The organism is Vibrio xiamenensis, assembly GCF_900100015.1.
GTDB lineage: Bacteria > Pseudomonadota > Gammaproteobacteria > Enterobacterales > Vibrionaceae > Vibrio > Vibrio xiamenensis.
Genome location: NZ_FNDD01000019.1, coordinates 1 through 13,119, shown reverse-complemented (window position 1 = coordinate 13,119; position 13,119 = coordinate 1). Strand labels below are relative to the sequence as shown.

At 45.5% G+C, this 13,119-nt stretch carries 11 protein-coding genes, 1 tRNA gene and 1 riboswitch; of the genes, 2 read left to right on the top strand and 10 right to left on the bottom strand.

Going from position 1 to position 13,119, the window contains the following annotated elements; all coding sequences use genetic code 11:
* Positions 1–4 precede the first annotated feature (4 nt).
* The gene (locus BLS03_RS15205) at positions 5–1,198 is read right to left on the bottom strand and encodes a multidrug effflux MFS transporter (protein WP_483887706.1); all 1,194 of its coding nucleotides are present in this window, start codon (positions 1,196–1,198) and stop codon (positions 5–7) included.
* A gap of 106 nt (positions 1,199–1,304) precedes the next feature.
* On the opposite strand from BLS03_RS15205, the gene BLS03_RS15200 reads away from it, so the two are divergent.
* Positions 1,305–2,246 (top strand): LysR substrate-binding domain-containing protein, encoded by a 942-nt coding sequence (locus BLS03_RS15200; RefSeq protein ID WP_093275700.1) that lies wholly within the window; start codon positions 1,305–1,307, stop codon positions 2,244–2,246.
* Positions 2,247–2,350: 104 nt separating this feature from the next.
* Positions 2,351–4,132 carry an aminopeptidase P family protein gene (locus BLS03_RS15195; protein ID WP_093275697.1) on the top strand — a complete coding sequence of 594 codons (1,782 nt, stop codon included), beginning with the start codon at positions 2,351–2,353 and terminating at the stop codon, positions 4,130–4,132.
* Between the two features lie 96 nt (positions 4,133–4,228).
* On the opposite strand, the gene thiH is transcribed toward BLS03_RS15195, so the two are convergent.
* From thiH to BLS03_RS15150, 9 genes are all read right to left on the bottom strand, one after another.
* Positions 4,229–5,341, bottom strand: a complete 1,113-nt coding sequence (thiH, locus tag BLS03_RS15190) for a 2-iminoacetate synthase ThiH (protein WP_093275695.1) — start codon at positions 5,339–5,341, stop codon at positions 4,229–4,231.
* 11 nt (positions 5,342–5,352) lie between these two features.
* Positions 5,353–6,120, bottom strand: a complete 768-nt coding sequence (locus BLS03_RS15185; RefSeq protein ID WP_093275927.1) for a thiazole synthase — start codon at positions 6,118–6,120, stop codon at positions 5,353–5,355.
* A 6-nt stretch (positions 6,121–6,126) separates the two neighbouring features.
* Positions 6,127–6,348 (bottom strand): sulfur carrier protein ThiS, encoded by a 222-nt coding sequence (gene thiS, locus BLS03_RS15180; RefSeq protein ID WP_093275692.1) that lies wholly within the window; start codon positions 6,346–6,348, stop codon positions 6,127–6,129.
* The gene (locus BLS03_RS15175; RefSeq protein WP_093275690.1) at positions 6,345–7,178 is read right to left on the bottom strand and encodes a HesA/MoeB/ThiF family protein; all 834 of its coding nucleotides are present in this window, start codon (positions 7,176–7,178) and stop codon (positions 6,345–6,347) included. The genes thiS and BLS03_RS15175 overlap by 4 nt, the downstream gene beginning before the upstream one ends.
* On the bottom strand, positions 7,168–8,415 hold the full coding sequence (gene thiE / locus BLS03_RS15170; RefSeq protein ID WP_093275687.1) for a thiamine phosphate synthase: 1,248 nt from the start codon (positions 8,413–8,415) through the stop codon (positions 7,168–7,170). The genes BLS03_RS15175 and thiE overlap by 11 nt, the downstream gene beginning before the upstream one ends.
* A gap of 2 nt (positions 8,416–8,417) precedes the next feature.
* Positions 8,418–10,364 (bottom strand): phosphomethylpyrimidine synthase ThiC, encoded by a 1,947-nt coding sequence (gene thiC / locus BLS03_RS15165; protein WP_093275685.1) that lies wholly within the window; start codon positions 10,362–10,364, stop codon positions 8,418–8,420.
* A 113-nt stretch (positions 10,365–10,477) separates the two neighbouring features.
* Positions 10,478–10,577: riboswitch (TPP riboswitch) on the bottom strand.
* Positions 10,578–10,625: 48 nt separating this feature from the next.
* A complete protein-coding gene (crcB, locus tag BLS03_RS15160; protein ID WP_093275682.1) occupies positions 10,626–11,009 on the bottom strand; it encodes a fluoride efflux transporter CrcB in 384 nt (127 codons plus the stop codon).
* A gap of 117 nt (positions 11,010–11,126) precedes the next feature.
* Complete coding sequence (locus BLS03_RS15155; RefSeq protein ID WP_093275680.1) at positions 11,127–12,509, bottom strand: multicopper oxidase family protein; 1,383 nt, start codon at positions 12,507–12,509, stop codon at positions 11,127–11,129.
* Between the two features lie 529 nt (positions 12,510–13,038).
* A tRNA-Trp gene (locus BLS03_RS15150) sits at positions 13,039–13,115 on the bottom strand.
* Positions 13,116–13,119: the final 4 nt, after the last annotated feature.

Sequence of the window (13,119 nt, the reverse complement as noted above, 5' to 3'; positions counted from 1 at the left end):
AATTTCACACTTCAATTTTATGCCAGCCTCGTCCCACTGATGACAACAGTATAATAATAGCAGGTGTTAAAATAAGCATATGGATTGAGATCATGAATGTCGGTTCTAACCCTAAACGCTGAACTAAGCTAACCACCAACCCTGCTCCACTCATTTGAAATAAGCCAAGCAATGCCGCGGCGGTGCCTGCCTTATCACCAAATGGCGCGAGAGCTTTACCCGCTGCAGCACCTAAAATCCAAGCAAAACTAAGTGATGAAACAAAAATTGGTAGCATAAACATCATCGGCGTTAACTGACTCGAAACCACCAGCATCAATACACCAGCAATCACCATACACAGCAAACCGACCACTAAAGTTTTATGTACACCAAATTTATCCATAAATTTCGGCGCAGTTAAGCAAGCGATAATATTAACCACCGCATTAATGCCAAACCATGCTGCGAATTCATTCATGCTGACACCCATTTGCTGCATTAGCACAATAGGCGCTGATGTGACGTAGGCTAAAATCACCGCCATCGATAGCATACAAAGGCTAGCGTGAAACAAGAACATCGGATTTTTCAGCACTGACCAATAGCGGTTGGCGTGAAAGACTTTACCGCTCTGTGGGCTTGGATTGGTTTCTTTCATTCCTATCCAAAGCGCACCACCAACCACTAAGGCATATAACGCCATAAAGCTGAAATTAGCTCGCCAATCGAAGGTTTGCGTTAACCAGCTACCCAAAATCGGCGCTAGTGCCGGAATAAAGCATATTGCGCCATTAAGATAACTGATCATTTTGCCACTTTTTTCAGGGCCAAATGTATCGCGAACTGTTGCAAAAGCAGCTACCGATGTTGCGCATGCACCTATGCCTTGAAGCAAGCGCGCCAATAACATCCATTCAATCGTTTGAGCGCCCCACGCCAACAAGGCGCTGATCAAATAGATGACGATACCTACCAATGCAACAGTTCGACGACCGTATTTGTCTGCAAGGGGCCCCGCCACCAACTGGCCAATACCCATTGCAAACAGAAATAGAGAAATAGTGTCCTGGGCTAACGTGTGTTCCACGTGAAACGACTCTGCGATTTGCGGTAAAGCAGGAAGATAAATATCTATCGCAAGCGGACTAAACAGAACCAACAAAATAAGTAACATAAACTGGCGTTTTTCGGCGCCATAAGCAGGAGTTGATTTCACAAAAACCATCGACGTAGCATTGAAACAGGTCTCATTCTATGCGAGCTTTCGTTATGACCATAAATGATATGTGCTCATTTATGATATTCCATATGAGAATGTTGCTATGCCTATCGAAAAACTCTCGCGAATAGACTTAAATCTCTTGGTATGTTTAAAAGTCCTCATTGAAGAACTCAATGTCACGCGTGCCGCTCAACGTTTATACCTGAGTCAATCTGCGGTGAGCAAGTCTTTGGCTAAACTAAGAACGCAATTTGATGATCCGTTATTCACACGCCACTCTTATGGTCTTAAACCAACCCCAAGAGCCTTGTACCTAAAACCCAAGCTCGACGTTTTAATCCATCACCTTGAACATATCTCCGAACCTGAGGTCTTTGATCCTCAAACCAGTGATTACCGATTTGAAATCGCTTCGGTCGAGAGTGTTTACCCTTTGATTATGCCTCACTTCCTCGAAGATATTTTTCGCTTGGCGCCAAATGTGACGCTTAGTACTCACGTGTGGAGCGACCAAACCTTTAAGCAAATTCAATCTGGGCAGCTGGATTTTGGATTAACGGGTAAGGATATTGAAAGCAGTGAATCCCAACATACGATGATCACACCGGATGACATCTGTGAAATGGAAATCTATCGCGATACCCATATGTGTATGATGCGCGCTGGACACCACGCACTAACTCAAGAATGGAACTTAGAAACGTTTTTGAAACTTCGCCACGTCCAAGTTCGCTGCGATGGCAGCGAACGTTGGTTACTTGACTACCGGCTAGCGGATATGGGTAGAAAGCGCAATATCGCGATTACTGTGCCTGATTTTAATAGCGCTGCAAGCTTGTGTAATCACACCGATTTTATATTCACTGCCCCGCGTCATTTTGTGCAATTAACCGCGAAGCAGTTAGGTATGGAGATTCGACCTCTGCCACTTGAATGTCCGCCAATGGCGTATACCTTATTTTGGCACCGCGACCGAGCAAAAGATCCAGCCCTACACTGGCTTAAGAATATGATTGAGGACAAAACCAAACCGCTCAGATAATTTGCAGGGTTCAAGCAAAAGGAGTAGCTTATCCCTCCATGTCGGCCCGGGGTACGACATCCTAATCATTCCATTAAGGACGAATAACAATTAAGGAATCACAGATGCACGATATTATTGCACAGCGCGTTAACGCGATTCGCCAATGGCTCGAAACGCAACAACTAGACGCTGTTATGGTGCCGCATGAAGATGAATTTCTTGGCGAGTACGTACCTGCTCATAATGAACGTTTACATTGGTTGACTGGTTTTACCGGCTCTGCGGGTGTCGCTGTCATCAGCCGAGACAAAGCCGCTATTTTTGTCGATGGTCGTTATACCGTACAAGTAACTAAAGAAGTGCCCAACGAGTTATTTGAATACCGTCATCTCGTCAACGAGCCTGCCCTGGACTGGGTAAAAACCAATGTAACCAAACACGGCAAAATTGCTATCGATCCACGCATGCACAGCGGCGCGTGGCTAAATTTGGCACAAAGTAAGTTAGCCGCTAGCCACCAGCTAGAGATCCTAACTAGCAATCCAGTTGATGAATTGTGGAGTGATCGCCCCGCAGCTGTGGTTTCAGAAATGCGCCTGATGGATCTCGATAGCGTTGGTCAAAGTAGCGCGAGTAAGCGAGAAGAAATCGCAACGCTACTTAGCCAAGATGATGTGGATAGCGCGGTACTCACCTCGCTAGATTCGATCGCTTGGCTACTGAATATTCGTGGTCTTGATGTCTCACGCCTACCTGTATTGCTATCCCACGCCATCATTCACAACACCGGTGACGTAGAGTTCTTTATTGAATTAAATCGCGTCGTCGATGGCTTCAAACAACACGTTGGTGAAGGTGTTTCTGTCTATGCGCCAAGTGAGTTGCAAGCACGCCTTGAAACATTAAGTGCAAAACGAGTTCTACTTGATCCAAACACCAGTAACGCTTGGTTCAGTCTAACACTACAAAATGCCGGCGCTGAGATCATTGCCCAAGCCGATCCTTGCCTACTACCTAAAGCAGCGAAAAACGCGGTTGAAGTTGCGGGCATGAAAGCGTGTCACGTTCGTGATGGCGCAGCAATGGTTAAATTCCTGCACTGGTTGGACGAACAAGTTGCAGCGGGTCATTTTCATGACGAAGCCGTTATTTCTGACACACTACAAGCGTTTCGCGAGCAAGATCCAACCTTAATGGATTTGAGTTTTGACACTATCTCAGCAACGGGCAGCAATGCCGCGATGTGTCACTACAACCACGAGAACCAACCAGCTCCGGGCCAGTTACCTAATAACTCGTTATACTTGGTTGACTCAGGCGGTCAGTACCTTGACGGTACAACAGATATCACTCGCACCATTGCGATTGGCCAACCAAGCCCAGAAATGATTCATCAGTTCACGTTAGTGCTAAAAGGTCATATCGCATTAGCTCGCGCCCGTTTTCCGCAAGGTACAACGGGTCCACAGCTGGACGCTCTTGCTCGTCAATTCTTATGGGCTGAAGGCTTTGACTATGACCATGGCACTGGCCATGGCGTCGGCCATTTCCTTAGCGTTCATGAAGGTCCACAAAGTATTTCAAAACGTCAGAATGCCGTTGCTTTGCTACCCGGTATGGTGCTTTCTAACGAACCTGGATATTACCGCGCTGGCGGATTTGGTATTCGCATTGAGAACTTAGAGCTGGTCGTTGAACTTCCAAGCCAAGGCGATTTGCCAACGCTGGCATTTGAATCACTCACTCGTTGCCCGATTGATAAACGTAATATCGATGTCAACATGCTCACACGCCCTGAACTTGCTTGGTTGAATGACTACCATCAGAAAGTTTGGCAAGCGGTAAGTCCGCTCGTTGACGGCGATGTGAAAGCTTGGCTTGAGCAAGCAACATCGCCGCTTTGACATAGCTGATAAATTGATTCTGACACTGTTAAAACCAAAGGCCTCCTCGCGGTGGCCTTTTTTATTTAAGTGAGCAATATGTTTCACGTGAAACATTCAACCGGAATACCCTCTTTGCCAATCTTGCCAAACCGGAGCAAAACCTTGTCTGCGAAGCAGAGCTTCTATTTCACTTGGGGTACGCTCGTCACTGATAGCAAACTGCTCCAACTCAACATCGGCTAGCGCATAACCGCCAGGTTGAGTTTTTGAACCTGCCGATATTGAAGTAATGCCTAATGGCAAAAGATTATCACGAAATGTTGCAGACTCGCGCGTTGATAAAGACAGCTCAACGTGTGAGTTCAGCAAACGAAAAGCGCAGACCAACTGCACAAGCTGCTTATCACTCATCAAAGATTTGGGTTGAATTCCTCCTGCACAAGGCCGAAGGCGCGGAAACGAAATTGAATATCGACTCCGCCAATAACGAGTTTCTAAATAACTCAAATGAGCGGCAGTGTAGAAACAATCCACGCGCCAATCATCAAGTCCAATCAAAGCACCTATTCCTATCTTATCGATATCAGCTTGCGCTAAACGATCGGGAGTGAGCAGTCGAAACTCAAAGTCAGTTTTGTTGCCACGCAAATGATGCTGAGCATACGTGTGTGAGTTGTAGGTTTCTTGGTAAACCATCACCGCATCCAAACCCAATAGACGAAGTTCTTGATACTCATGTGTCTCCAGTGGTTGAACTTCCATTGCCACATAATTGAAGTGTTGCTTAACCAAAGGTAATACGCGACGAAAATAATCGATTCCCACTTTGGTCTGATGCTCACCGGTAACCAATAACACGCTATCAAATTTCATGCGCTTAATCGCTGCGATTTCCTGTTCGATTTCAAACTCACCCAATGTACGGCGCTTAAGTCGGTTATCGATACTAAAACCACAATAGGTACATGAGTTCGAACACAAGTTGGAAAGATAAAGCGGAATGTACAAAGCCATGGTAAAGCCAAAACGTTGCCTGGTCAGTTGATACGACATCTGCGCCATCTGCTTAATATAGGGTTCTGCAGCGGGAGAAATTAACGCCTTGAAATCTTCTAAGTCACGCGAAGATGTCGCTAAAGCACGCTCAACGTCAGCGGAGGTTTTCGCGTAAATAGACAGTTTAATATCGTCCCATTCTAAACCGCGATAAATATCCATAAATGACATAGTTACCTTCCCTATAGATCGTCAAGGAATTCAGTCAATGGACTAGACGCCATAGCGGATTGCGTGGTCAACGCTATTCCAGATTCATAAGCCACCCTTCCCGCTTCAACCGCCAAACGAAATGCTCGAGCGATACTGGCTGGATGTTTCGCTGTTGCGATAGCCGTATTTACCAGTACCGCATCAGCACCCATCTCCATCGCCAGAGCGGCATCCGATGGCGCACCAATTCCCGCATCTACCACCACAGGTACATTAGCCTGTTCGATAATAACGCGTAGAAACTCGCGAGCAACCAAACCTTGATTACTACCAATGGGTGCGGCCAATGGCATAACCGCCGCACAGCCAACTTGCTCTAGACGCTTGCACAACACCGGGTCGGCATGACAATAAGGCAACACTACAAAACCCGACTTCACGAGTTGCTCTGCAGCTAACAAAGTCTCGATTGGGTCAGCGAAAAGGTATTTGGGGTCGGGATGAATTTCCAATTTAATCCAGTTGGTACCAAGTGCTTCGCGTGCTAATTCGGCGGCAAAAATCGCATCTTTTGCGTTCTTAGCACCAGAGGTATTCGGCAGCAATTTAATTCCCGATTCCATAAGAGGCGCCAGAATGTCATCAGATTGGCTTATCAAGTCAACGCGCTTCAACGCCATGGTTGCCATTTGAGATCCACTTGCTTGAAGGGCTTGAATCATTACCTTTGAAGAACTGAACTTGCCAGTTCCAGTAAACAACCGCGACTCAAATTTCTGTCCAGCAATCGTTAACATATCCATTTACCCTCCCGCCACGACTTGAAATAACGACAGTGCATCATCTTGATGAACCAGGTGTGCTGACCATTCGCTTCGCGGCACAATAATATTATTGACCGCCGCAACATAGCCTTGATTTAAGTGTGGAGCAATTCGCTCAATTACCCGCTCGACAGAATCACCCACAGCTACATCCAATGGTTGTCCGTTGAATAAAATAGTAACTTTGGTGTTTGGATTCATGACTCGCACCTCGAACGTAAGGCGGTATTCTGAGCAGAATTTGCCCCTGTTTCTACGAGCATTTGAGGTTGGCAAACCGAGCAGTTCGAATCGTGTTTTAACTCAAACTGACTCCAACGCAGTGCTGTGCCATCAAAACAATGCAGAACTCCGCACTCTGTTAAGAACGCATTACAAGCAAGATATTGAATCGCCGCTAAGGCTTGATAATTTCCCAAACACCCCACCACCGGGCCAATAATTCCAAGTTGCTGACAACCGGACACAGTTGGTGAATGATCACCTGAATCAGGAACCAAACAATTAACGCAACCATAATTTCTGCTCGATGGATGAGAAAAATCAAAGATGGCAAACTGCCCTTGCCAACCGGTCGCAGAGGCAAAAATTAGCGGCTTAGCGTATCGATAACAAACTCGGTTAAGCTGCTGACGAGTGGCGAAGTTATCACTACAGTCCAAAATAACATCTGCCAAACACACCTCAAGTTCAAGTTGCTTGTCGTCCATTCTTCGGTGTACACAACGGATTTGGCAATTCTGATTGAGTGAATGTAGTTGCTGATGGAGTGCCTCTGTTTTTGCGTACCCAACGTCTGATTGGCGATAGCTAACCTGACGCTGCAGATTACTCATCTCAACCCGATCATTATCAACCAATACCAATTTGCCAATACCCGCCGCAGCCAAATACAAACATGCAACGCTGCCTAAACCGCCCAAACCGATAACCAATACATGGGCATTTTTCAGATTAATCTGTCCCTGTTCTCCAATCTCAGCTAAGCCAATTTGACGTTGGTAACGGACAAACTCCTGATCACTCAGCATCGCAATACTCCTTTTGCAAAACGATATCTTTATCCATGATTTGCTCGAATTGGCTGACTATAGAAGAGCAATTCTTGGCTTGTGTCATTGCCCTTACCACGGCAATACTGTTTACGCCGCAGCGTAGAACCTCAGCCGCGTTATCCAAATCAATACCACCAATGGCGACCGTTGGAACGAAACGCTCAGGGGTATTCAAGGACGACATCATCGAATAGACTAGTTGTTGATAGAGGCCAAGGCGAACTAAGCCTTGTGGTTTTGAGGGCATTTGTTTGGTTGAGGTTGGAAAGATATGCCCAAGCGCAATGTAGCTTGGTGATATTTGAATGCTTCGTAGCAACTCAAAATAACCATGAGTGGATACCCCTAACCTAATACCGGCCTGCTGAATCTGTTCTAAGTCTGTGGTATTGAGGTCGTCTTGCCCCAGGTGAACGCCGTAAGCATGATGCTTAATAGCCAGTTGCCAATAGTCATTGATAAACACCTGAACCAAGTATTGATTACCCAGTCGAACCGCTTCGATAATCTGAGCTTCGAGGTCAGATTGATGTTGATTCTTGATACGTAACTGAACCGTTTTCACCCCAAGTTTCAGGCAACGCTCAAGCCAATCGACACTATCAACCACTGGGTAAAGTCTAAACTTCTCTGCGTCAATCAGAAGGAAGTCACTGTGATTACAATTTGGTAGCCAGCCTGTGAGTTTGCGATCCTTTACTTCGACTTTAGGAAAGTCATCGATATGAATAGGCCATGTTTCACGTGAAACATTATCCATGCCGCGAGCAATAACAATTGCATCCTCGAGTAAAAAGTCCAATGCGAGTAACGTAATCAACCAACAGAAATGAGCTTGTGAATCGGCTAATGAAGTAAGATTAAATATCGCGTTACACGACTGCGGTAACGACCATGTATCGTAAAACTTCTCGTTGTCGAAGAGATTGATAGCGACTGATGTCTTGATGCGCTTGTCTATGTCATTAGCGTTATCGTGACGATAGCGAATAAACAAGTCGATAGCTTGATGATTATGATTCCCGCCAACGTACTCAAACAGATCGGTGGTAATAGATAACACATCATCTCGATTTTTAACCACAAACCAAGGCTGACGAGAAACACTAAGACGGACGTTGTCGATATCAAATCCATAACGATTGGCGAGTAGCAAACAACGCTGTACTCGCTCCGTTAAATGCACCAAGTGCTCGGGAAAGTAGATATTCAAAGCTATTCCTCCGCACAATCATTTAACGCAGACGCTGGGTGATATAACTCAGAACCTGACTGCAAAAATTGCTTCGATTTTTGACGCATACCTTCGAGCGGGTCATCGAGCAATTGCACTGAGATATTCGCATCTGATGTGAACTGCTGCTTGTCGCGTGCGTACTCTCTCACCTCCTGTGAGATTTTCATTGAACAAAATTTAGGGCCGCACATAGAGCAAAAATGGGCAACTTTTCCGGATTCTTGCGGTAGTGTTTGATCGTGAAATTCGCGTGCAGTGTCAGGGTCAAGCGACAAATTAAACTGATCTCGCCAGCGAAATTCAAAGCGTGCTTTTGATAATGCATTATCGCGAACTTGCGCACCTGGGTGGCCTTTCGCCAAATCGGCAGCATGAGCAGCGAGCTTATAAGTAATCAATCCGGTTTTAACGTCCTGCTTATCCGGCAAGCCAAGATGTTCTTTTGGGGTCACGTAACACAGCATTGCGCAGCCGTACCAGCCAATCAGAGCAGCACCAATTCCTGAAGTGATATGGTCATAGCCCGGTGCAATATCGGTTGTAAGAGGGCCCAAGGTGTAAAATGGCGCTTGGTGACAGTGTTCTAACTGCTGGTCCATATTCTCCTTAATCATATGCATAGGAATATGACCGGGGCCTTCGATAATGACTTGAACATCGTATTCCCAAGCGATCTTAGTCAACTCGCCTAAGGTTCGTAACTCAGCAAACTGAGCTTCATCATTAGCGTCCGCTATTGAGCCCGGGCGTAATCCATCACCAAGCGATAGTGCGACGTCGTATTGAGCACAAATCTGACAAATTTCACGAAAATGAGTATAGAGAAAGCTCTCTTGATGATGTGCTAAACACCATTTTGCAATGATAGAACCACCGCGAGAGACGATGCCAGTAACACGCTTGGCCGTCATCGGAATATAACGCAGCAACACTCCGCTGTGGATGGTGAAGTAATCGACACCTTGTTCGGCCTGTTCGATCAAAGTATCGCGCATCACCTCCCAATTAAGATTCTCAGCGATACCATTTACTTTCTCTAATGCTTGATACATAGGGACCGTGCCAATCGGCACAGGACTATTGCGCAAAATCCATTCTCGCGTTTCATGAATATTGCGCCCAGTGGAGAGATCCATAACCGTGTCTCCACCCCACTTGGTTGCCCAAATCAGCTTTTCGACCTCTTCTTCTATCGAAGAAGAAACGGAAGAATTACCGATATTAGCATTCACTTTAACGAGAAAATTGCGCCCAATAATCATCGGCTCACTTTCTGGATGATTGATATTGGAAGGAATAATCGCTCGCCCTTGGGCGACTTCTTGACGCACAAATTCAGCGGTTATTTGCTTAGGTAGATGCGCACCAAAGCTAACGCCTGGATGCTGCTGATTAAGCACTTCATCGCTATATTGAGCTCGTCCCATATTCTCGCGAATAGCAATAAACTCCATTTCAGGAGTAATGATTCCTTGCCTCGCGTAATGCAGTTGAGTGACACACTTACCCGGTTTCGCCTTTCTCACTACCGGTAGATTGCCATAGCGTAGCTCGTCTAACGTATCATCTGCTAGGCGCTGTTGAGCATAATGGGAACTCACTTGGGCAAGTGTCTGGCTGTCATTACGAGCTTCTATCCAAGTTTGGCGCAACTTGGGCAAGCCTTGATACAGATTGATACTGTGATTAGGGTCGGTATAAACACCGGAAGTGTCGTAAACACGGATAGGTAGATTGGGCTCAAAGCGAGGTTCTTGCTTAGTGCCACCGACTAAAGTATCGGACAAAGCGATTTCTCGCATTGGCACTTGGATATCCTCACTACTTCCCTGCAAATAAACTTTTTTAGAATTTGGGTAAGTTTGGACGCTTAAATTATCAATAAATTGCTTGGCATTTAGCCTAGATTGCTTTCGACTCGACATAGCATTTTTCCTATTTTGGGGATGAAATGCTTGACGGATAGATGCAACAAGAGTGAATAGATGCAAAATGCATCTTGATCTAAGGAAAGGAGAATCAGGATGTATTCCTAATGCTAATCTCTTCTCTTGTTCCCTTCGCTGGTACTAACCAGATCAGGTTCAACGGATCCCGAATAAACGGTCTCAGCCTTTTTGGCACTCCGACAAGTAAAATCGATTATAAGCAGATGTTTTGGCGAAACCAAGTCGTTAACGAAAAAACTACCCTTTAGTTAACATTTGAAACCCTACCCAAGCAGCAGAGATACTTAAAACGACGTTAAGTACGACGTTAAGACCCATTTTTAACAGTGCGCCTTGCTGCATCAAAATAACGTTATCCATTGAGAAAGTAGAAAATGTTGTTAGCGCACCAAGAAAGCCTAAGCCGATAACTTGGCGCCAAGGTTCAACCGCAAGCAACTCCTTCTGAAACATTGCCATTAGAAGTCCCATAATGAACGAACCAACGATATTCACAGTCAAGGTTCCGTAGGGAAAACCACGCCCGAGCAAAAGAATACAAAGTTCAGAGATCAAATAACGCGAACACGCACCTACCGCCCCACCTAAAGCTATGAAGCCCAAAATTGAAAATTGTCCCATGAAAATTCCTTACAACGAGTCGTTGATCTAATTTTGATTAAAATATGTGCTAACTTACCTTTAAAATAATCAGGGTAAATCCTTTAAAAAATGAAACAAATTGAAAAGTTACAGGAGTCACGCAACCTGGATATATCCCATCAATCCGGTCTTAAGATGCTCGATCACATGACAATGGTACATCCAGCGACCTGGGTTGTCGGCAACAAACGCAACTTTAGCACTGCCATTTTTACCCAGTAATACGGTATCGGTATGGAAAGGATTCTCGAGAGGTTTGCCATCTAATTCCAAAACTGTGAAGGTATGACCGTGCAGATGGATTGGGTGATGATATTGAGTGACGTTCTTCAAGTTAAAAATGTAGCTCTGGCCCAATCGCAATTTAGCCAACGGCTCAGGTATATTATCCGCACTCATTCCCTCCCAAGCTCGCTTGTTCATCAACCAGAATGAAGGCTGCGCTTTACCTGATTTATCCGCTGGTGTTACAGCTCCCTGCCACTCAAAAACAAAATCGATTTGCTCAGCATTTGCAATGTCTGGTGCGGGAATCGGGTTAAGCGGTAGCTGAGGTAAAGAGCGAGAACTCGCAAAATTTGATGGCTGAGATTGATATTCACAAAGGGGAAACGGGAATTTACCTTTCATATAACGAACATAAACGCTCTCCCCGGCTTTAGGTGCGACAAAACTGATATCAAGCCTCATACCTGGGCCTATTTTATGCTCAGCCAGCTTATAGGGGCTTTTAACAGGATTGCCATCAATGGCAATGACCCAAGCTTCGACACCTTCGATACGAATAGGATAAGTCAGCGTGTTATCAACGTTGGCGATACGTAAGCGCGTCGTACCATTAGCATGGATCGAATATGTTGGATTATGTTGTCCATTGACCGTCCCCCACTCTCCGGGAGTACCCATTCGCGCGCTTAAACGAGGGATCATGAGATCTTTCCACGCTCCATGGTGATCTAAATGCCAATGTTTGATCGCGATCTCTTTTTCCTGATCGAATTTTACCGGATCGGATTCTTCAACAACGATCAAGCCAACTAACCCTTTACCAAGTTGGACGACGCTATTCATATGCGGATGGTACCAAAATGTACCCGCATCTGGTGGAGTGAACTCATAAACGAAAGTTTGACCCGGTTGAATCGGTGGCTGACTTAAAAAAGGCACTCCATCCATTTCAATTGGAATTCTTAATCCATGCCAGTGAATCGTCGTTGGCTCTGATAACCTATTGGTAAATCGTATTGTGACCTTCTCGCCTTGCCGACAGCGTATCGTTGGCGCCGGTATAAGCCCATTGAAGCCAAGTACTTGAGAAGTATACCCAGGCACCAATTCTGCCGTTGCAGGCTGCGCTGTAAGGTCATAAACAAGCTGCCCATCTGACTTACGACTTCGCTGCATTGTACAAGCTGGTAGCGCAGATAACGCCGCAAGAGCAAAAGATGTTTGTATAAATTGGCGACGAGAATAGTTCATCCTTTAACAATCCAATGGCAATAAGTGTAGGAATTGTAACCAAAGCTCAAGAATAATTCTCAATTTTGTTTTAACGATAGAAGACAGCAAGCCTATGAGGGTTACATCGAAGAACTTATAATCCTCAAATAGGATAAATGTCTGAGGCTTTGTAAATATGGCAGGGGTGTGGGTCGGTACGCCGACGATTCGACCGAGCTGACGCTCCAGTTGCCAACACGCGCCGATTTTTGATATTGGCGGAATCCGCTACTCTACCAATTATAACTACGACACAAATACCCAAGTTACAGACGTAAAAAAACCCAGTATTTAGACGGGGACGCCTAGTCTGAGGCTTCTTATATATGGCAATGATGGACTGGATCGGCGCACCGAAGATTCGATGGGACTTGCCTACAAGCTCCCAACACGCGACGACTTTTGGTATTAGCGGAATCCGCTGCTCTGATAATTGGAACTGCATCCACAAATACCCAAGCTATAGATGTAAAAAAGCCCCAGCATTACTGCTGAGGCTTCTTAAATATGGCAGGGGTGGAGAGATTCGAACTCCCAACACGCGGATTTGGAATCCGCTGCTCTGCCAATTGGAGCTACACCCCTGTAG